We start from the raw sequence: 22,005 nt of genomic DNA, 5'->3' as shown, positions 1-22,005 counted from the left end.
TGCTCATTATTGCTTTAAGTTCTTAGAACTTATTGTACTTGACTTAAGTCAAGTGCTGGCTTAAATTCTTACACTGTGTAGTTTTCAAAGATCAATTCTTTTGTTTCGTCACCATTTGGCAACTTACTTATCTTATCATTTTAGTTTCAATCTGTCAAGCAGTTTTTTGCTGCTTTATTTTTGATTTCTGTTGCGTGACAAAATCTACTTTATCACATTCTAAATGTCTTGTCAATATATTTTAAAAAAATCTCACAGGAAATTTTCTTGCTTGCTATATGTTTATGTGCGTACTGAGTAATATCACATATATCATAGCTAAGATCAATAACATACAGCCGTGTAAATTCTTCTAGTAATCAGGGGCTTCTCAATAGCCTTCTTTATTTCTTTAAAGGTTCATTGATCAATGAAGCCTATTTCAAAACTAATCTCTTCTTGCTATAGGCTCATAATAATCTTCTTCATAATCAAATTCAAATCTTTTCATCTTTGATTTGTTCGTAAATGATTCTTTCTTTTTCATATTCTTTAGTCTATCATAATCATCCTCTTCATAATCAAAATCTATTTTATAAGCATTTACTTTGTATTCTTTCATATTAACCTACATTCCTTTCGTTAACTTTTATTTCCCATCCCCTTATAAAATTATATATAATAAAGATAATAAAAGCTAGTACACAAATATATACACTAAAAATTTTTAATATTTACCCGCTAAATAACTTATGGCAAACAAAAATTTCGAGAGGGTGAAAATCATGGATAATGGATACGTTCACGTCTATACTGGAAATGGGAAAGGAAAAACAACAGCAGCCCTAGGATTAGCAGTTAGAGCCGCCGGTGCAGAAAAAAAAGTATTTATTGCTCAGTTTGTGAAATCCATGGAATATAGTGAATTAAAAGCATTGACCTTTTTAAAAGATTTTATTGATGTAACGTTATATGGTCATGGTTGTTTTGTAAGCAAAGATCCTGATAAAGAAGATATCCTCGCTGCACAAGAAGGCTTGAAAGAGATAAAAAATATTTTAATGAGCCAAAAATATGATATCGTTATTTTAGATGAGATTACCATTGCTATATTTTATAACCTTTTATCTACAGAAGATGTATTGTCTATACTAAATGAGAAACCTAGAAATGTAGAGTTAATCCTCACAGGAAGATATGCACCCCAAGAAATCATAGATCAAGCAGATTTAGTTACTGAGATGAAAGAAATCAAACATTATTATACACAGGGTGTTTTAAGTCGCGAAGGGATCGATAAATAAAAAAGTCGAGAAACTTCGTAAAATGCTCCCTATAGTGTAGACAACTAAAAAACCTACGCTATAGGGTGTTTTTATGTATAATATAAAAAACAGATACAAGAGGAAATTAAAATAAGTAATGAAATATGAGCTTATCATGTATCAGATAGCTTTAAAATAGATATAGCAATAGATACACTACATAAGCTAAAAAAGAATAGAAAAGTAAGATTAGCTAAAAATGCTTTCATTCACTCTGATCAAGGTGTACATACACAAGTCCAATATTCAATAAATTACCCAAGCATTATGGTTTAGGTCAATCTATGTCACGACAGGAAAACTGCTGGCATAATGCTCCTAAAGAATCATTTTGGCCACTTTAAATATGAAGCATATATCAAACCATGCGAAACCTTAGAAGAGCTGAGAAAATAAGTACAGCAATATATGATTTACTACAATAATTATAAATATCAATGGGATTAAAAAAGATGACTCCTGTTCAGTACAGAAATCATCTTCTTAATGCTATTTAAATTGTCCTTGACAAAGGGTACATTTTATCGTTTCTTAAGTGCTTTTTCAGCATCATCACGCTTAATTGCATAATACGAAAGTAGATCCAAAATTTCTGAATCATAGGATAATTTTTCAATATCGTTAAATTCATTTTTATGAATAATAGGCTTAATCATTTCCATTTTTTCATCAGATAAAGCAGAAAACTTATTCCACCATTCATCAGTTAAGCCTATTCCTTCAAAATAAAATCGGTAAATTATCATAGCTTCGGGCATATAGAGCAATTTGTAAAATTCCTCTGGAGTGGCACCAAATGCTTTTTCAAAAAACGACTTTCCTTTTCCAACTTTACCTTTTGTTGAATTTAACACAGCTTGAATCGTTCTAATAAATTTCCTGTTCCAATACTTACCAATATAATCACGATTACTGAAATAGTTCGGATCTTCTATCGGGTGATATTTCATAGGAAAAGAATAGATGCTTGCATCTAATTCTTCGCATAAATCAACATTAAGTTTTAATCTCTGATACAACTCTATAGGCTTATCTTCAAAATTGTAAAGTAAGTAGTTGGACAAGTTTCTATGTTCATGACGAACTGCTGTTTTAACTGCTTTCGTATATATCTCTGCTAACTTCCAGCTATCAAATGCTATTCGAACAGGTCTTATAGGAATTTCAAATAGTTTCTCCATGTTTTCATCAGTAATTAATCGGGCATCTATACCTTGATTAAAATCAACATATCGTTTTTTAGGTCGCCTTTTATAATGATTTTCAAATAACTCTTTTACAGCATCATAGGTTTCAAATACTGCTTCTTTCTTTGCTGTGTGAAATTCAAGCAAATGATGTTCTTCTAATAAATCATAAACTTTTTGTATTTTTTCAGCACCATGTTTTTGTATTAAAGCTCTATACTGCTTTACTATATTTCTCAAATATCCTCTGTCATTATAGCCACTACGTAAATTTTCAATAGTTATGTCAAATACATTTGGTTGTAAAAATTTACTGTCATTTGTAAATCCAGCTTGTTTTATTTCGTCTATAATTTGATTAAATTGGTACGATGCTAATACATTGTTATCAAGAAGTAATAAATCTTTTTTTCCGCCAAAATGTTCTGCGGTAATTCTTATTTGTTCTGAAATTGGAATATACCCTTTATATTGTGGTTCAAGTTTCGGAACAGCACAAAATTTACATTTATTAACGCAACCTCTTGTCATATACGCATAATACGCATTAGTAGCAGGATACTCGTAGTCGATTTCATCTAATATAGAGTAGTCTAATGGCAGAGTATCCACAATAATGTCATTGTTATCCAATACACCAGGCATACTGATAGTACCAACAAAAGGGTATATTCCCGTAGCTTCTTTCACTCTGTCCGGAAGTATAGAAGCCATTACACCACCTATCATGACATCTTTTTCCGATTTGCATAATTGTTTTACAAAGTTAATTGTTTTGATAGTAATATCCCAAAAGAATGTAAAAAGAGTGGTTATTCCAATCCTATCCCATTTACGATTTTCTGGCAAAAAATAATCTTTGTTATAAAAATATTTTCTGTAATATTTTAACAATTCTTTAATAATTGGATTTTCTTCTGTTAATGGTATTTCCTCAAAAGAAGTTTGACTGCCTTTTTTTAAATAATTACAAATTTGAGGTTTGTATTTTTCCCAAAACACATCACCATTATTTGCATATAGTTGTTCTAACAGCGATTCATAGGTATCATTTAATACCAATTCTTTCAAATCGCCTTTAAAAAAGGTAACTTGGTCCCCTTGCATTTTATAATATGTTGCAATCTTCATTAACCCCATAGGTGGATATTTATTTTTATAATTTGGCTCGACAAGTAATATCTTTCTATTCATCTATTTGCTCAACTCTTCCTGTATTTTTGCAACCACCATTTCTGCCATATCTTTTGGTAATATTGCCTTGATGATTGCGTAGATTTTGCTCACAAGCTTACGCTCTTTCTTATCCAATTTAGAAAGAGTTTGTGTTATATATTTTTTTTCTGGCTTTTCTTCTATGATAAGTTCTTTTTTTGGTTCCTCAGCTTTATATTCCGACTCTAATGTTTCAAAAACCCGCTTATACACAGGGTTTTCGTCAGCATTTGAGCTACGCAACCCTAATTTTTTTGTAGCACTTTCGGCAGCCACTTTATGTTTTTCTAATTTCTCTATTGCAGATTTTTTATCTTCTTCATCAACAAACTCACCAGAAGACTGTTTTTCTTGAAATTCTTTTTGAATTTCTACATACTTTGCTTTTTTCGTTAATGCATTTTTCACCTCATTAGCATAATGATAGAGTTTATACAATTCAATGTATATAGTAGGCTTTAGTGCTTCTTCAAAAATTCTACAAGTTTGATTTATATTAAAATAATCTCTACGTGCATTGGGAACTAAAGCATTATGAACTGCAAAAATTTCGCCTACAAAGTAATAATTTCCACGCGGTTCTTTAAAAAAACGAGGATAGGACATAGTTTCTGAGTTACCTACTTGGATATTTTCTTTTCGCAACCTAATTCCACGCATTTTATTTAAAGCAGGAATTTGTTTTTCATATTTTGTAATTCCAAACCACATCCATGCCAATAATTCATTATCCGTTGAGTAAAACTCCTTAAATTCTAAATCAGTTATCGAATCATAGATGGTTTTCTTCTCAACAGTGCCTTCATAAAGATTAGATGTATACCCTTTGAATAATTGTTCTTCGTTTACAAGGATTTTGTATTCATCAAGTTTAAAATCTTTGTCTTTCACATAATCATAGATTTTTGAACGAAAAACAAATCCACTTTGGTAGGGAACAGGCGCAACTGCTTGTAAATATTTCCTTACGCTTTTTTCATCTAAAAGCTCGTTGTTTTCCTCTATTACATCTACCAATTTAACCTCAAAAAAATGTTCTTTTTTATCGTATTTTTCTTCTTCAAAAGATGTAACCATATCCACCAAATTTGATGCATCAGGTCTTTGTTTGGGATCATTTATTACTTCTCTTAATTTCTTTGCATCCCAAACCATAATTGATTTTATAGGCTCGCCTTGATAGCTTGAAGCAAAAATCAGTTTATTACAACAAGCTAAACCTCCTAATCTGCCTATTCCACGAAACCCCTTATCTTCACTTCTGTCTTTGTCAGAATCAGCTATACTTAATAATTTTTTTGCAAATTCATCTTTACAAATTCCGGTCGCATTATCATAAACAGATATTGTTCTTTTTTTCGCATTTATATCAATATAAATACAAGCTTCTCCTTTTGTAAGAATATCTGTTGCAATTGCTTTATCAATTTGGTCAGCTGAGTTTTGTATATATTCACGAAAAATAATATTATTATTTTCGTACATCGCAGTTGTTAAATGTTCAATGACATTTTTTCCGATTACAGCCATTTTATTTTCCTCCCTTAAATTGCTTGTATATAGGTTTAGGAAATTTAACATTTAATAACGATCTAAACACAGGATTTTGAATAATGTATTCACCTTGTTTTAACCTTGTCATCATATTTTTGTATACCGTAGGCACAAACTTGTAGTCATTCTTAGATATTTCGATTGCATTTGTACGACCTTATGCATGAGTAGAGCAGTTTCCGGTAACTCTCGAATGAATTGCACTCTTAAATTGTTCTGCTGAAAACAGTATTATTCCTAAAGAGCGGCCACGTTCTGCAATATCCAAAACTTGACGCAAAACAGGTGAAGTTTTAGGTGAATCTGATGATGCATATTTATTAAGTTCATCAATAAAAATAACAATTTTTGAAGGTGGTGTATAGTCTTCATCTTCGTTATTAAGCTGACCAAGTTGTAAATCATAAATTGTTCTTACAGCATCACCAAAAACAAATCCTTGCATATCTTCATTTAATTTTGCAATATCAATTACATGAACTTCATTTTTCTTTATTTTTTTCAATGCATCAGCAATTCGAGTTTCATTATCATTATGAACATTACCAAAAATACCATTTTTATAAATGGATTTTCTGACAATACGATTGAACTTCCTCCAGCTTCCAACTGTAATTTCTTTATCACCCTGTCCACCTGCTTTACATTTTTTCTGAACTTCATCAAGAAACTCTTCCCAATCTGTTAAATTACCAAAATCGCCTTGATTAGAAATAATGTAGTTTAATATAGAATCCATTGACTGTGTAGGATCATCTAAACTTGCAAACATTAAATCAAGATTATCCTTATCATATTCATATTCATATTTATAAAAACCAGCTTTTTTCAGATTTTGTTGATCTTCAAGTACGTTTTTATCCATATATGTATTCCAGCTATTTCTATCAGAATAGGGATAATAATATGTCACATTTTTAAATGGCTCTTTTGACATACCAAGTTCATCATAAAGAGCAAATGTTTCTTCTTTGTCCGCTTCATTGTCAAACTCATTAGGTTCGTCCACTGCAAGCAAATCTTTTCCTTTTACATTGAATAAAACAAAAGCAACATCTTCGTCATTATTTTGTTGAGCTTTCAAACATTTATCTTGTATAGATTTGAGTAAAAACATAGCATAAGAAGTTTTTGCAGCTAACCCGGAAATCCCTGAAATATTGAGATGAGCTCCTTCTGGTCCAATCAAAAACCTTGAATCCATATTCACAGGCAACTTAATTCTATCTTCTTCATCAGAACCATTGTACATTTCCAAATATCCGCATAAAACAGGATTTTTCATATTAGACAATCCCAAGGCATGAGAAACTTCACTCGCATTGGCAAAATATACTTTCTCGTTGTTTAAAAGCGGAATGTAAATATTCTGTGTATTTCCAATAACTTTAGCTTTTACATAGTTCATACCTATTCTATGGGTATTTTCAGTCGCTTCAACATCACCGAAATCGTTTGAAATATAGTTCGTTAGAAAATTTGCAGTATCTGTGATATGAGAAATTTCTTCAATAACAGCATACGAAACACTTTTGTTTATATGGTCAACCTTAACAACATCAAAAGGATTCAATATCAATTTGGGATTTGTCCAAAAATAAAATTCATCAATTGTTGACGGATTTTTTTCGGTAGCTATTACTTTTCCTATAACCTTGCTCATAATGTTCCTCCATTAAAATAAATTTAAAAACATAGTATTGCTTATATATTTGCTCTTAACATATCGTTCTGTAACATAGACAGGATATAGATGGTTTGCCCACCTGAAATCATCTCCATAGCACACAGGATTTCTTTCATTGATGATATTTGCAGTAATCCAATCTACTTCTTCTGTATCTACTCCGTTTGCTATTTGCTCGTCAGTCACTAAAATTTTTTCTAACTTTAATATTCCGTCGAACGCATTACTTGTGTGAATTTTATCTCTAATTCGAACATACCAGACGGCAAACTTCATGTTACCAATACGCGGAGAACTGTACATATTTACCGGTGTTCTATGGTATAGTTTTAAATCAACAATTAAATTTGAATTATTCTTACCCTTATGGTCTTTACAGTTTTCCGGGTTGAATGACTTGGATGCACCAATAACCCAACGATAATTATTTTTAAAATTGCGGACTTCACGCTCATTTTTCATATCGACCACACGATATTCTAATGAACCATCTTTTAATAGATAGCTATCATAACTGAGTAAATTTTTTGAAGCCAGTTTTGCTACCATCATTTTCTCTTTTTCAACCATTAGATCTTGAATAACAGCAATTCCTTTATTCTCCATTTTTTCAGCTTCATCTTTTTTACATGAATAAGGAATAATGTCTGTAAATTCAATGCCTTCCTTTGAAAGTCTTTCATCCATATTAACTTTTTTAAGCAGATTTTTGAAAAATAATTTCTTGTTCCAATCGTCTTGATTAGCCACTTTAGGCAATGCAATGACCAATCTTTTTTCAAAATCAAACGGTTTCATTTCTTTATTTTCTCTTTTGCAACAGCCAATACCTATTTGTCCTGCAATAACCGGATAAACTTGATTTCGATATGCAATATCATCGACTTTAAATGCTCTTCTTGAACCGTCTAAAAAATAAGTGAATGCAGGCTTTCCTGTTGCAATTTTCTTAGCTTGTATAGATAGATCAATGGCTTTTTTATGCGTAACCGTTTCACCCATTCTTTCCCAAGTTATATCAGAATTATCATCATAATCGAAAGAGGGCATATCAGTGCTGTCAAAGCTATATTTAAAGGTTTTAAAGCTCTTGCCATTGGTTTCTTCTGCAATTTTTGTCATTATTCTACTCATAATAGGCCCCCAATTAAATTCTATTTCAACTTATAGCGCACATTTTTTCCACTTCCAATTTTCTCAATAGCCGATTTTTCAAGTAGACTTTTCAAATGTTTAACCGCCATAGGCTGCGAAATAGAAAGAACTTTTTCTATATCCTTACGCTTTATTGTATCAGCTGAAACAAACATATCTAAAACACGCTGTTCACCCTCTGTGTAAAATACTTTGCGAGTGGGTTTATTCTTATTTTGTTCTTGTGTAAACATCGTATTGAACAATGTAATTTTAAAAGCATTATCGGTAATTTCAATTTTAGGCTGAATAGAATAACATTGATAGTTCTCCATAATTTTGGGAATTCCCGTGCCATATGCTTCTATCATTTTTAATCTATAAAAAACATTTGCAAGGTTTTTATTGCGTAAAATCGAAACACCAAGTAGCATATCGTCTTTTGAAATACCTTTTACCAAACCGCCGATAGTGACAATTTCAATTCGATCATCAAATATACTGATAAGCGTACTTCCACTGAAAGAGTAATCTCTGTGGACAATGGAGTTGAGAAGTGCCTCTCTGATTGCTGTAGTCGGATAATCTCTCTTATCTATTCTTGTTAGCTCCTCAAACTCAGCTCGTGTTCTGTTATATCTGTCGATAAAGGAATAACCTTCTCGAAGCTGCTTAAGTAAAGATCCGCTAAACTCATATCTATCTTTAAAGATTTCTTTGGTAGTGCCTTCAAACACAGCTAATTTAATCGTATGAGAACACTGATCGGACAACAGCAGTCCCAAATTACTATATAAACCATCTTCACCAATTAAATGCAAGGTTTTCATCTGTGACTTTTCTATTTTTATATTTGCTGTGTCAAACTCTTTTTGAAGATAATCAAATGTCAACTCTTGATTTAAGGAACGAATTTCTTCATAATTATCTCCGTCTGTTTCCTTAATCATTTTTAGTATTGCGGTTTCTGTAGCAGGAACAGAGGAAGCCCCCTGTCTAATATATACACCTTCCGGTCTAATTCCTTTTCCAGATAAATAATAAGGGCAAGCCGTTCCCTTTTGTACGGTTAAAACAATAACAGTTTTACCTTCGATTATTTCTCTTTCGCAGGTAGTAAAAAGTGTAATATCGGGTTTAATGGAATCTCTAACAGCATTGGTCGCCTTTAGCATAACATTATCAGCATCTTCTACACCGACTATAGTTCCATTATCGGCAATACCAATCATTATTTTACCGCCATTTGTATTGGCAAAGGCAATCACTGTTTTCCTAATATCATCAACATATTCTCGTTTGTATTCAATGTTTAAACCTTCATTATTCATATTAGAATCCTTTCTGATAATATCAATTACTTTCTAATATATTATAATACCATTTTAATACTTGGATACAAAACCGTCAAGGATTTTTCCCAATAAATAAACACCTCAAACACGTTTTCTTTACGTTCAAGGTGTTAGAATAGCTTTTTATACACAGTAAATTTTAACACTATTTATCAAACAAAATACTCTTGTTGCTCCGTCTATTTCTGTTTCTCTTTCACTTTCTGTACAGCATATCTTATTAATTCTTCTGGTGTTGGTATTTCATCTTTACACGAAATACTATCTTGATAAACTTTTACTTCATTGTTTTTTTTATGGACGGTTTAATATATTTCCAATAAATTGTTTTACATATTGGGCAGGTACAGCCATATTTAGATTTTGACCTTCTAATCCTGCAGTCGTGATCCCTACCAAATTTCCATACCTATCAATTAATGCCCCTCCTGAACTTCCTGGAGAAATAGGGGCTGTTATTTGAACCATTTTTATATGATCAAATTCTCTAAATCCTGATACAATGCCCTCAGAAATCGTATTAAACAACCCTAATGGACTACCTATTGCTACAACCTGTTGACCCCTTACCAAATCCTTATCATTCAATTGAATCGGTTTTGTTGGCTTATCCACTTTTATTAAGGCTAAATCATAATCCTGATGATATTTGACGACATTATATACCATATATTCATTAGGATCATTTTCAAAAACAACGCCAAAAAATACACCTTTCCCTACTACATGAAAGTTAGTGATAATAAATCCATCCTCACTAATTACTACACCAGAACCTTTCCCGATTAATTGTTTATTTTTATCATATGCTTGTATCATCACTACCGATTCTGCTAACTTTGCAATTTCTTCATAGCTTTTTTCAACCCGTCTTTTCGCATCTGGCCTATATGTATTTATTTTTATTTCAGGTCTTTCATGTACGCGCTCTTTTCTTATTGTCGCTTGTACTTTAGGTATGTTTTTTATTTCCTGTTTACTAGTTTCTCCTAGCCATTGTACTATTTCACTATGCATTTTTCTACATCTTATAATGTTTGAGTACCCCTTTACTTCAGGAATTGCATCCTCTATATCTTCTTTGGGATTTATGTAAATAATATCGCACCCTAATTTAGATAGGAATATCAAGAAATACAACTCATGTTTTTTAATTTCTCCATAAAATACAATTTTATGGATTATATTTATATCACACGCATTTTCAAACAGTTCTTTCAGATATTTATTCATCCAAAATAACAATTTTACACCAAAATTTTTTCTAATGGTTTTGCTTTTATTTCTATTGTTTGTATCATACAAATCTAATATTTCTTTAAACGCAAGTTTTTTTGTCCATTCTAAACATTCATTTTTTATTTCGTAACCCATATTCAAATTAAACAATGCATACCGACTTATACTTCCTTGCTCTTCAAGCGCACTATAATGATCCATAATATCCTTCATTTTTTCTATTTCATCCATATCAAAAACTTTTTCCAATCCCTTTGTAAAACGAATATAATTCACTTCAATTGTTTGTAAATATTTATCTAATTCTTTCAATCTATTCATATAATCTTGCACATTATCATCGATCCCTATATATCTGCAAAAAAGAATAGATTTTCTTAAACTGCCGCTATCCTTTCTCTCATAATTAAAAATACATTTTATCTCTTCAAATAGGTTTTGAGTTTGCAATAGCATGGTTTTTAAATACTTTGTTTTTACAATCATTTTACTTCACTCCAAAAACATTTTAATTGAATTATAGCATATTTTTTTTGCTTTTATCCTAAATTTTATCATTTAATGTAAAAAAACTCGTTGCTATAACTTGACTATCAGATAAATATATTTTATAATCATATCACTTAATGATAACGAATATCATTAACAAATACAAATGGATTGTATTATTCTTATTAAAGGAGTTTAAGAATATGGAGCTCAAGCAAATTGAATACTTTTTGGCCGCAATAGAATGCAGAAGTCTTAATAAAGCTGCTGAAAGACTTTATACATCCCAGCCTAATGTCAGTAAGATACTAAAAAACTTGGAAACTGAATTGGGTATTAAGTTAATGGAGAGGACACCTAAAGGTGTTGTTGCCACTGGATTTGGTGACCAATTCTATGATTATGCTAAAAATATAATAAAAACCGTACGTATAGTTGAAGAATTGGCTGAGGATAGAGCCTATGACCAATTAAAGATTGCCGCATTTCCAAGTAATATGATCGCAAGAATGGTCGCAGATTACTATTTGGAGCACAAAGAATCTACACTACATATTGAATTTATAACAGGAACTGTTGAAGATGTTGTTGAGTCCGTTCATTCATCATTAACAAATATTGGCGTAGTCTTTTATCCTGAGCATAAAGCACATACTTTTAGGCAAATTCTTAGCAAAAAGAACTTATCCTTTCAAATATTGAAATCCTGCAAATTGTGTATCTATGTTGGGCCAATGCACCCCTATTATGAAAAAGAAACGATAGCGTTTAAAGAACTAGAAAATCTAAAATTTATTCAGGGAAAGCGGGATTATTTTTCCATGATGGAGCATGTAGATATTTTAAGCAATGGGTTGATAAAATTAAATCAAATGAAACATGTTGTGCATACAAACAGTGATAATATGATGATGAATATGTTAAGATATTCTGATTTATGTACCTTGGGACTTGACTTTTTGAAACCTAACTACCATGATAACGAAATTAGAAAAGTAGCTATCCAAAATTGTATGGACTGTATTAAAGTCGGATATATTACTCGAAAAGATTTACTATTTAATGGATGTGAAAAAATGTTTGTAGCCTATTTAAAAGATTTATTTTCATAAGACCTATAACATATTGTTATAACATGGTGCTTCTAGAAAGATATTAGTTATTAGATTAACTTGTATGCTATAGTTATACTTGTTGAAAATAATTATCAATAAGGAGGATACGATGATAACAAAAAATGCAATTAAACCATTTTTAATATTATCAATAATAGTTTTAGTATTAGGTATATTCGCAGGGTGTTCAAAAACTAGTGATGTAGAAACTGCTTCTAATCTTAATACAGATGAAGCAACTAAAATGACTAGAGAAGAATTAGTTTTTGTAAACTTTAGGGATATTAGAGATCTAAACCCTCATCTTTATGCTGGTGAAATGTATGCTCAAGAAATGCTTTATGAGACACTTGTCACAATTTCAAAAGATGGTTACGAACCTTGTCTTGCTGAAAGTTGGAAAATAAGTAAAGATGGAAAGGTATATACATTTAATATAAGAAAAAATGTATATTTTTCAGACGGGGAAATTTGTGATGCACATGCCATCAAAGCAAATTTTGATGCCATTATTGAAAACAAAGAACGTCATACATGGCTAGAAATGATGAATCTTCTTGTTAGCGTTGAAGCAACCGATGAGAATACGCTTATGATAACCTTGTCATCTCCATATTATCCTATGTTAACCGAGCTTGGTGTGACTAGACCTTTTGCTATGGTTTCACCAAAAGCGATGATTAATGGAAGTACAAAAGACGGGGTACAAGAATATATAGGTACAGGTTCTTATATTTTAAAAGAGTTTAAAACAGATGAATATGCTATTTTTGAAAAAAACCCACTTTATTGGGGAGAGGAACCTGCAATAGATAAAATTACAGTTAAAGTTATTCCAGATAATCAAACAAGAATTTTAGCCCTAGAAAATGGTGAAATTGATTTGATTTATGGTAAAAATATGATTGATGCCGATACCATAAATAAGTATGTCAATAGTGAAGAAATTGAAATTGCTTTATCCAAACCAACTTCTACAAGACAGTTGCTTATGAATTCGAAAAGTCCTGTTTTGGGAGATATAAACGTAAGAAAGGCGATTCAACATGCAACTGATAAGAAAATGATATCCGACGGAATATTTTATGGATTAGAAGAACCCGCAGATTTTCTCTTTTCAAAGACTGTACCCTACTGTGACGTAGCGATTAAGCCTTATGAATATAATTTCCAAGAAGCGGTAAAATTGCTTGAAGAATCTGGTTGGGTGGTAGGAAATGATGCGATTCGTGAAAAAAATGGTCAAAAGCTTGCCTTTGATATTCTATATAATAGCGATAGTGTAACAGAGAAGATAATTTCTGAGTATATTCAATCACAATACAGTAAATTAGGAATGTCGGTGACCATTAAAGGTGAAGAGGAGCAATCCTATAGAGATAATATGAAAGCTGGAAACTTTGATATGGTATTTAATATAAGCTGGGGAATGCCTTATGATCCTCAATCATCCCTTTCAGCTATGCAACGGCCAGTATATGGTGATTATGCTGCTCAGCAAGGATTAGAAGATAAAACCCATCTTGATGATATGATCAGCAAGATTATGGTTTCTACATCTGAAGAAGAGCGTCAAAAACTTTATAATGAGGTTTTATCAATTTTGCACGAAGAAGCAATATATCTACCTTTAACTTATGAATGCAATAAAGCCGTATTTACTAAAGATTTGAATAATGTTGTATTTACCCAGAGTCAATATGAAGTACCTTTTGCTATGATGCATTTTAAAAAATAAATACATTGGGATTCTTTTAAAAGAATCCCAATGTATTGTGTGGAGGATCTATGATAGTTTATATAATAAAAAGAATACTTGTGTCTATTTTACTTATATTTGCAGTTACTTTCATCTGTTTTGTATTTATAAATATGATTCCTTCAGATCCAGCTGAAGTGGTTTTGCGCGTTAGACAGACACCCATTATAACAGAAGAGGCTATTAAAGAAGTTACGCAAGCACTCGGACTAGATGATCCCTATTTTATACGTTATCTAAAATGGTTGAGAAATTGTCTACGGCTTGATTTTGGTGTTAGTTATATCAATCCTTCTCGAACTGTGTGGGGAGAATTTACTAGAACATTGCCAGACACAATATTATTGGCATTAAGTTCATTAATTATAGTAATTATAGTTAGCATTCCAACAGGTTTTTTTTGTGCAATTTTTAAAGACAGCTTATTTGACCGAGTTGTTAGAATTTTAGTTTTTGCAACAACCTCTATGCCAGCTTATGTAGTTGGGTTATTACTTATGTGGTTAATCAGTTATCGCTTGAAACTATTGCCTACAAGTGGTAGTGGAGGATTTAGGCATATTATAATGCCCTCAATTACTATTGCTATGACATATATTTCTACCTATATCCGATTGATTCGTAACAATATGCTCGAAAATATGAAAGAGGATTATGTAGTTTATGCAAAGGTTAGAGGTTTGAATCCTTGGAGAATATCTATATTTCATATTTTAAAGAATTCTCTTCAATCATGTATGGTAGCAATTGGTATGAGTATCCCTCAACTTATATCAGGAACTATGGTTGTTGAAAATGTTTTTGCTTGGCCTGGATTAGGCAAGCTCTGCATAGCGTCTATTTTTAATAGAGATTATCCAATAATTCAGTTATATATTTTGTTTGTAGGTATCCTTTTTGTTTTGTTTAATCTGATTTTTGACATCCTACAACATTTAGCTGATCCGAGAATAAGGAGCTTATCATGATGATGTGGGAAAGAATAAAGAAATCAAAACAAGGGCTTGGACTGATTTTATTTATCCTTATAGTTATGATGTTGGGAATTTTTGCACCTATTTTCACCCCTAATGATCCTTATAAAACCAATTTAGTTATGAAATTTCAAGCATTTAGCATGGAATACCCTTTAGGAACCGATCATTTAGGCAGATGTATCCTTTCTAGATTAATATACGGAATAAGACCTACGTTGTTTTTGGCAATTGTTACAATGGTTGGAACAATCCTTATAGGGAGTCTTATGGGGATACTTTCTGGATATTTTAAAGGATGGATAGATGAATTAATAATGAGAATTGTAGATGTAATGCTTTCATTTCCAAGTCAAATTATGATTTTTGCTGTGATAGCTTTACTAGGCGTAAATGTAATAAACGTAATTCTTGCAAATATTTTTATTAAATGGGCATGGTATGCAAGGATGATTCGAACAAAAGTGCTCCAATATCGTGAAAAGGACTACATACTTTATTCTCGTTGTATTGGCTCATCAGGATGGTATATTTTGATCAAGCATCTAATACCTAACATATCCTCTGATCTAGTAGTTCTTGCAACATTAGATATTGGATGGGCATTGATTAATATATCCACACTATCATTTTTAGGACTTGGTGTTCAAGCACCTACTCCAGAATGGGGTGCAATGCTTAGTGAAGCAAAAAATTTTATGACAACAAATCCAGTGCAAATGTTTGCTCCTGGAGTAGCAATCCTATTAACGGTCTCTGCCTTTAATTTGTTAGGTGATGTTATGAGAGATATTTTAGATCCAAAAGAGGTGATCAAATGAAAACCCCAGTTTTAAAGGTTGAAAACCTTTTTGTTACAGTAAAGGATCAGTCTGGTCTAAATCAAGTAGTAAAAGGTATTAGCTTCGTCCTCAATAAAGGAGAGTGTCTTGGTATTCTTGGAGAAAGTGGTAGTGGTAAAAGTATAACCATGAAGGCCATTATAGGAATATTAGATTCATCATTTAGCGTTAGTGGTGAAGCTATTTATAATGGTAAAAATCTTATAGGCGCACCTCAAAAATATTTGCGTAAACTAAGGGGGCAAAAGATAACATTGGTTATGCAACACCCAATGGCTTGCTTTGACCCTCTATTTTCTATCGAAAAACAAATGAAAGAGACTCTAAGAACCCACACTAGCATGGCAGATGATGAAATGGAAAAAAAATTACTCGATATACTTAATTTTATGTGCATAAGGCAACCAGACGAAGTTCTTAAGAAATATCCTCATCAATTGAGCGGTGGTATGTTGCAGAGAGTCATGATTGGGTTAGCTTTGGTGATGGATCCTGATATTATTATTGCAGATGAGCCTACAACTGCTATTGATGCAATAACACAATATGAGATTATCCAGGAATTTTTACGCATAAAAAATCAGAGAGGAAAATCTATTGTGTTTATATCTCATGATATTGGTGTTATAAGTGCAGTTGCTGATAAAGTTTTAGTCATGAATCAAGGATGTGTAGTAGATCAAGGGAAATTAGATGAAATCATTAAGAATGCTAGTGATCCTTATACAAGGCAGTTGATAAGGACGCGAAATAAGATAACGCAGAAATATGAAGAATCCGTAAAAAGGAGCATATGACATGATTTCCGTTAAAAATATAAGCGTAAGTTATAAAAAAGAGAATGAAAAGAGACTCTTTAAAAAAAGTCGAGAAATAGTAATTGAGGATCTTTCATTTTCTTTAGATAAAGGTGAATGTCTTGGAATTCTTGGAGAAAGTGGTAGTGGCAAAAGTACGCTAGGAAAGGTAATCTGCGGATTGTTAAAACCTGATTGTGGAGATGTATTCATTAATGGCGCTCCTTTATATGAAAATAAAAAGAATAAGAAAAAATGTTTAGTGAGTGTAGTTTTCCAAGATTATACATCCTCTACTAATCCAAGAATGCCAGTGCGAGAAATAATCGCCGAATCCTTTTCAAAAACTGGAAAAGAAAATAAAAAAGATGATATTTTAAATCGCACAATATCCTATTTAACCGCAGTTGGGCTATCTGCGGAATATCTCAATCGTTTTCCCCATGAACTAAGTGGTGGACAACTGCAAAGAGTATGTATCGCTAGAGCCTTGGCTACCCACGCCGAGATCATTGTATTTGATGAAGCTATAAGTTCGCTTGATGCGCATACGCAGGTACAAATTATGGATTTGTTGAAGGAAATTCAAATTGAAAAAAATTTAACATATATTTTTATCACCCATGATTTGACCAGTGTTACATATTTTTGTGATCGTATAAACTTTTTATACAAAGGTACTTTTGTTGAAGAAATAAAAGTATCCAAGCTATCTGATGTTTCTAATAACTATGCAAAAAAATTGTTGTATTCCGTTCTTTAAAAAAGAGAGGGAATATATGAAACTTAAATCGCAATTTGTAAAAGAATATATGAAAGTGACAATCCCATTTATGTTTTCTACACTGACTCAACCATTACTATCAGCAACAGATACTGCTGTTATAGGACATTTGGGAAGTATAGAAGATATTGTTGGAATTACTTTAGGATCTACTTTGATAAATACTATATGTTGGATATTTGGATTTCTAAGAGTTTGTACAACAGCTGATAGTTCACGAGCCAAGCATTCACAAAATAAAGAAGATGTATTTAGAGCAATCATAATGCCAGCATTTTTAGCATTTTGCTGTGGGGTTTTCATTTTGTTGATGAACAATATAATTTTAAATACGTATATTTTGTGGATTAATCCTCAAACAGTTATTACTGAGAGGTTAACGGATTACTATAGAATTATTGTCTTAGGGATACCCTTTGTGTTTATAAACTACGTAATATTAGGTTGGCTTATGGGTCAAAGAAGAATAAGGCAGAGCCTTATTATTCAGGTGTTTGGTAATTTATTAAATATTATACTTGATTTCATTTTTGTCATGAATTTAAATTCTGGGGTCAAAGGGGTTGCAGTAGCTACATTAATTAGCCAATGTACCTCTCTAATTATAGGTGTTTTGACTCTAAAAAATGATATTCCTAAATTTAAACAATATGCAAATACTTTTTTAGATAAAAATACACTATTCCGTTATTTGTCTATGAGCAGAGATCTGATGTTTAGAACAATTTGTCTATTAATTCACAACAACCTGTTTGTTTGTTTTTCGTCTTCATTTGGTAAGGATATATTGGCAGCTAATAGTCTTATTATTCAATGTAACCTCCTTATTTCATATCTATTCGAAGGAATTGCAAATGGTTCTAGTACTTTTTCTGGAACATCCTATACCGATGACAGTGGTAAAAGTTTAAAGGAAATAATAAGAATAACTACCAAGGCTTATTTAGTGATTGCATTTATTTCTGTAAGTGCACTTCAACTTGTAGGATTTCGATTATGGACTGTCTTTACAGATTATCAACCGATTTATGAAATATGTATTAGCTATCAGTGGGTTGTATTAATTTTCCCGTTGATTTCAGGTATTGGATTATCCTATTATGGAATTTTTTCAGGACTAGGAAAGACTAAGGAAATTGCGCTTACCACATTTTTAGGGCTGCTAGGATTTATTATTTGCAGTTATGTGATGATCCAATCAAGTGGAAATACAGGGTTGTGGATAGCCTCACTCCTGTTTTATGCTATAAGAAGTATAGGCTTGTTAATTTATATACCAAAACTTTATTTGCACTTAAAAATAAGTGTGAATAAACCTTAAATGGAGGTTATTATGATTACTTATCAATTGCATATAAAGCATTCTAATACTAAAATTGATGTTTTCGAAATGGGTAATGGGAATGGAAAAACTTGTTTAATAACAGCAGGTATACACGGTGCTGAGGAAACTTCTATTGTAGCAGCATTAGAACTGATAAATTCCATTGATGAAAATGAGATTATCGGTAAAATTATTTTGGTTCCAATATGTAATCCCTATGGGTTTTACACATTTTCAAAACAAGTTGTACCTGAGGATCAGAAAAATCTAAATCGAGTTTTTCCTGGAAATATGAATGGGACTATATCCGAAAAAATCGCTTATACTTTGGAACATGAACTAGTTTCCTTATCAGACTATCATATAGATCTTCATGGTGCAGATGTCCATGAAGAAGTCATGCCTTTTGTTTATTATGCAGGAAAAACAACGGAGGAGGTTATAGATCTATCAAGAATTATGGCAAGTAGCCTTGATGTCTCTGTCATTGTACAATCAACCGCAACGACAGGTGCCTATAACTATTCTGCTTTTTTGGGAAAACCTTCTATACTTGTTGAACGAGGCGGAGCTACGCGAAAAAGTCAAGATGTTATCAGTCAATATAAACAGGATTTGATTCGAGTTTTGGCAACAATAGGTATTTTACCAAAGAAATATAAAATAGAACGACAATATCCTTTAATTGATATAAAGGACGCTAGATATCCTTTGGCAAATTTTTCAGGTTTTTGGTTTCCTAAAAAGAGTCCTGGGGAAATATTTGAAAATGGGGAAACGCTAGGTGTGATTCAAGACATTCATAAAAACACTTTGCAAACAGTAGTAAGTGAAGGGAAAGGCATAATACTATATCAAGTTCATACATTTGGTATAAGTGCAGGTTCTGAAACTGTAGCCTATGGATTATTCCATCCAGAAGAAATTGCATGACCTTATTGCAACACCACTGTCACCTCGAAGATCTAAATTTACATTCGGTAATCTGCTTTGAAATTCTTCTAAAGATCGTTCCATAAACACAACAACATCATTTATCCTATATGGATAGGAATTTGTATTTCTGTCATAAACTCTTCTTCTTTGGCTGTTTGATGTATATCCACCCTATATATTTCTAAGGGATTTCCCATAAGAAAATAACCCTGATCTTTTATATACTTAAGCATCTGCGGAATAAATCTTTGACTTTTTTTATAAGCTCCTTTGTATACTAAAGTAGCATAATCCCCTTCAGGCAAGCATGTATAATCATCATTTTCAATATTTTCTACAAAGAAAAATACTTTTTGATATAAGTTATATATCCCTCTTTTCATCCCTTCATCAGATATAAAAGCCCCCATATCTTTGTTCCCAAATAGAAAAACTTTTTCATCATTGATACTTTGTAGTTTTCTAAAAGCTAAATCGATCTCCTCATCCTTTGATACATCTCCTTCTATTAAAATAATTTTCCTAGGCGGTATCTTTTTTATTTCTATCTTTTCATAGTCCTTAATTTCATTCATTTGCTTTAATAAATCTAGCTTTCTTTTTAGATTCTTGTTCGTATCTTCAAGACTTTTAATCTCTTTTGAGATTAATTTAATTCCTTGATCTATTAACGCTTGCGTAGAATGTATACTCCGATCCTCTAAATATTCTTTAATCTGATTTACTGAAAATTTTAATTTTCTTAAATCCTTGATAATATTTAACTTCCATATTTCTTCAATACTATAGACCCTATAACCATTCTCTCTACGCCTTGGGGTAATCAATCCCTTGCTTTCGTAATATCTCATTGAATCCTGACTTACATTGTATAACTTGCAAATTTCTCCTATGGTATATTCATTTTTCATTAATTCTACCTACTTTTTTCATATTTTTATTCATTCATCTATTGACCTTGGTATCGTACCAACCTTTATACTCATACATAAAGGTTTCTTGTTATAAATATTAACACAATAAAGGAGTTTATCCTATGGAAACAATTAAAAAAACAAGTCATTTCAATCCTTTAACAAAAGAATTTTTAGAATATCTCATCCCCTCTATTAGTGCTATGTGGGTTTTTTCCATATATACAATGGTTGATGGTATGTTTGTAGGAAAAGGTGTTGGGCCTATTGCGCTAGCATCCGTTAATATTGCAATGCCTTTTATCAATATGATCTTCGCAATTTCTTTGATCCTATCCATAGGCGCTTCTACGCTAATCTCTTTTTCTTTGGGTCGTGGAGAAGAGAAAAAAAGCAATGAAATATTTACTTTGAATATCATCATCCTTTCATTTCTAGGCCTGATCATTAGTATATTGTCATTAGTATATTTAGAAGATTTTGCTTTATTCTTAGGTGCTAGTCAGGAAACATTCATCTATGTTAAGGATTATCTTAGATTCATTATTATTTTTAGTCCTTTTTTTATAATAGCCTATTCATTAGAAGTCTTAGTCAAAGCCGATGGATTTCCTTTTTTTGCAATTGTTTTTGTAAGCCTAGCAGCTTTTATAAATATTATATTTGATTATATATTTGTAATACTTTTAAACTACGGGGTAAAAGGAGCTGCTTTCGCAACAGGTCTTTCTCAGCTTATTTCATGTTTAGCATTTTTATTTCATTTTATTTTTGGAAAATCAAAGTTAAAATTTACAAAACCAAAGCTTCGTTTTTCTACCCTAAAAAGTATATTTTTAATCGGTTTTCCTGATGCTTTAACAGAACTTTCTACTGGTGTTACTGTCTACTTATTTAACTATATGATTTTAAAGCATATTGGGGATGATGGTATCGCTGCTTTTGGGGTGATTATGTATGTGAATAATCTAGTCATTATGACAATGGTAGGGATCAATCAAGGAATGCAGCCTTTAGTCAGCTTTTACTATGGAAAAAGAGACTTTACACGCATCAAAAAGCTTTTAAGCTTGTCCTTTAAAACAACACTTTTATTCTCTTGCTTATTTTTATGTATATGTCAATTTTTCACTGACTCTTTGGTGACTATGTTTATCGCTCCTTCTAACATAATAGTTTATCATCTTTCAAAAAAAGCATTAAAAATATTTAGTTATTCTTTTATTATCTGTGGCATGAATATCTTGCTATCAGGTTATTTTACTGCGCTTAAAGAAATAAAAAAAGCCTTCTTAATATCTATCTAAAATGTACCCTATAGAGTAGACATTAAAAAAAGTCTACCCTGTAGGGTATTTTTATGTATAATAGAAAAAAACAAGAATGGTGGAAGATA

General features: G+C 31.6%; 18 protein-coding genes and 1 pseudogene. 11 read left to right on the top strand and 8 right to left on the bottom strand.

What is annotated here, in order from left to right; translation table 11 throughout:
• Positions 1 to 427: 427 nt before the first annotated feature.
• Complete coding sequence (locus EV214_RS18885) at positions 428 to 601, bottom strand: hypothetical protein (RefSeq protein WP_165916454.1); 174 nt, start codon at positions 599 to 601, stop codon at positions 428 to 430.
• A gap of 163 nt (positions 602 to 764) precedes the next feature.
• Here EV214_RS18885 and cobO point away from each other — a divergent pair, with 163 nt between their 5' ends.
• Positions 765 to 1,283, top strand: a complete 519-nt coding sequence (gene cobO / locus EV214_RS17450; protein ID WP_132248108.1) for a cob(I)yrinic acid a,c-diamide adenosyltransferase — start codon at positions 765 to 767, stop codon at positions 1,281 to 1,283.
• 129 nt (positions 1,284 to 1,412) lie between these two features.
• Positions 1,413 to 1,801, top strand: a pseudogene (locus tag EV214_RS19255) (IS3 family transposase); the annotation flags it as partial.
• Positions 1,802 to 1,825: 24 nt separating this feature from the next.
• Here the strand turns inward: EV214_RS19255 and EV214_RS17440 are convergent.
• The 6 genes from EV214_RS17440 to EV214_RS17415 all read right to left on the bottom strand — a co-directional run bounded on the left by EV214_RS17440 (position 1,826) and on the right by EV214_RS17415 (position 11,161).
• Positions 1,826 to 3,685, bottom strand: a complete 1,860-nt coding sequence (locus EV214_RS17440; protein WP_132248106.1) for a hypothetical protein — start codon at positions 3,683 to 3,685, stop codon at positions 1,826 to 1,828.
• Entirely contained in the window at positions 3,686 to 5,236 is a 1,551-nt protein-coding gene (locus EV214_RS17435; RefSeq protein ID WP_165916453.1) for an ATP-binding protein, read from the bottom strand. It abuts the gene before it with no gap.
• A 181-nt stretch (positions 5,237 to 5,417) separates the two neighbouring features.
• Entirely contained in the window at positions 5,418 to 6,923 is a 1,506-nt protein-coding gene (locus EV214_RS17430) for an ATP-binding protein (protein WP_243116713.1), read from the bottom strand.
• Positions 6,924 to 6,935: 12 nt separating this feature from the next.
• The gene (locus EV214_RS17425; protein ID WP_132248102.1) at positions 6,936 to 8,081 is read right to left on the bottom strand and encodes a hypothetical protein; all 1,146 of its coding nucleotides are present in this window, start codon (positions 8,079 to 8,081) and stop codon (positions 6,936 to 6,938) included.
• A 20-nt stretch (positions 8,082 to 8,101) separates the two neighbouring features.
• Positions 8,102 to 9,412: an RNA-binding domain-containing protein gene (locus EV214_RS17420; protein ID WP_132248100.1), complete on the bottom strand. Its 1,311-nt coding sequence runs from the start codon at positions 9,410 to 9,412 to the stop codon at positions 8,102 to 8,104.
• A gap of 318 nt (positions 9,413 to 9,730) precedes the next feature.
• Positions 9,731 to 11,161: a trypsin-like peptidase domain-containing protein gene (locus EV214_RS17415; RefSeq protein ID WP_132248098.1), complete on the bottom strand. Its 1,431-nt coding sequence runs from the start codon at positions 11,159 to 11,161 to the stop codon at positions 9,731 to 9,733.
• A gap of 206 nt (positions 11,162 to 11,367) precedes the next feature.
• Here EV214_RS17415 and EV214_RS17410 point away from each other — a divergent pair, with 206 nt between their 5' ends.
• The 8 genes from EV214_RS17410 to EV214_RS17375 all read left to right on the top strand — a co-directional run bounded on the left by EV214_RS17410 (position 11,368) and on the right by EV214_RS17375 (position 19,692).
• Positions 11,368 to 12,276, top strand: coding sequence for a LysR family transcriptional regulator (locus tag EV214_RS17410; protein WP_165916452.1), 909 nt, complete (start codon positions 11,368 to 11,370; stop codon positions 12,274 to 12,276).
• Between the two features lie 112 nt (positions 12,277 to 12,388).
• Positions 12,389 to 14,017 carry a nickel ABC transporter substrate-binding protein gene (gene nikA / locus EV214_RS17405; RefSeq protein ID WP_132248094.1) on the top strand — a complete coding sequence of 543 codons (1,629 nt, stop codon included), beginning with the start codon at positions 12,389 to 12,391 and terminating at the stop codon, positions 14,015 to 14,017.
• A 50-nt stretch (positions 14,018 to 14,067) separates the two neighbouring features.
• A complete protein-coding gene (gene opp1B / locus EV214_RS17400) occupies positions 14,068 to 15,006 on the top strand; it encodes a nickel/cobalt ABC transporter permease (protein ID WP_132248092.1) in 939 nt (312 codons plus the stop codon).
• Complete coding sequence (opp1C, locus tag EV214_RS17395; RefSeq protein ID WP_330571339.1) at positions 15,006 to 15,833, top strand: nickel/cobalt ABC transporter permease; 828 nt, start codon at positions 15,006 to 15,008, stop codon at positions 15,831 to 15,833. Before opp1B ends, opp1C begins: the two co-directional genes overlap by 1 nt.
• Positions 15,830 to 16,651: an ABC transporter ATP-binding protein gene (locus EV214_RS17390; RefSeq protein WP_132248090.1), complete on the top strand. Its 822-nt coding sequence runs from the start codon at positions 15,830 to 15,832 to the stop codon at positions 16,649 to 16,651. Before opp1C ends, EV214_RS17390 begins: the two co-directional genes overlap by 4 nt.
• Position 16,652: 1 nt before the next feature.
• Positions 16,653 to 17,414, top strand: coding sequence for an ABC transporter ATP-binding protein (locus EV214_RS17385; protein ID WP_132248088.1), 762 nt, complete (start codon positions 16,653 to 16,655; stop codon positions 17,412 to 17,414).
• A gap of 16 nt (positions 17,415 to 17,430) precedes the next feature.
• A complete protein-coding gene (locus EV214_RS17380; protein ID WP_165916451.1) occupies positions 17,431 to 18,756 on the top strand; it encodes an MATE family efflux transporter in 1,326 nt (441 codons plus the stop codon).
• 12 nt (positions 18,757 to 18,768) lie between these two features.
• On the top strand, positions 18,769 to 19,692 hold the full coding sequence (locus EV214_RS17375; RefSeq protein ID WP_165916450.1) for a M14 family metallopeptidase: 924 nt from the start codon (positions 18,769 to 18,771) through the stop codon (positions 19,690 to 19,692).
• 101 nt (positions 19,693 to 19,793) lie between these two features.
• Here EV214_RS17375 and EV214_RS17370 read toward each other — a convergent pair whose 3' ends face one another.
• Positions 19,794 to 20,606 carry a MerR family transcriptional regulator gene (locus EV214_RS17370; protein WP_132248082.1) on the bottom strand — a complete coding sequence of 271 codons (813 nt, stop codon included), beginning with the start codon at positions 20,604 to 20,606 and terminating at the stop codon, positions 19,794 to 19,796.
• A 125-nt stretch (positions 20,607 to 20,731) separates the two neighbouring features.
• On the opposite strand from EV214_RS17370, the gene EV214_RS17365 reads away from it, so the two are divergent.
• On the top strand, positions 20,732 to 21,916 hold the full coding sequence (locus tag EV214_RS17365) for an MATE family efflux transporter (protein WP_132248080.1): 1,185 nt from the start codon (positions 20,732 to 20,734) through the stop codon (positions 21,914 to 21,916).
• Positions 21,917 to 22,005: the final 89 nt, after the last annotated feature.

Source organism: Marinisporobacter balticus (assembly GCF_004345705.1).
Lineage (GTDB): Bacteria > Bacillota > Clostridia > Peptostreptococcales > Thermotaleaceae > Marinisporobacter > Marinisporobacter balticus.
Note: the sequence above shows the minus strand (reverse complement) of the source record. Positions and strands in the feature narration are given on the sequence as shown.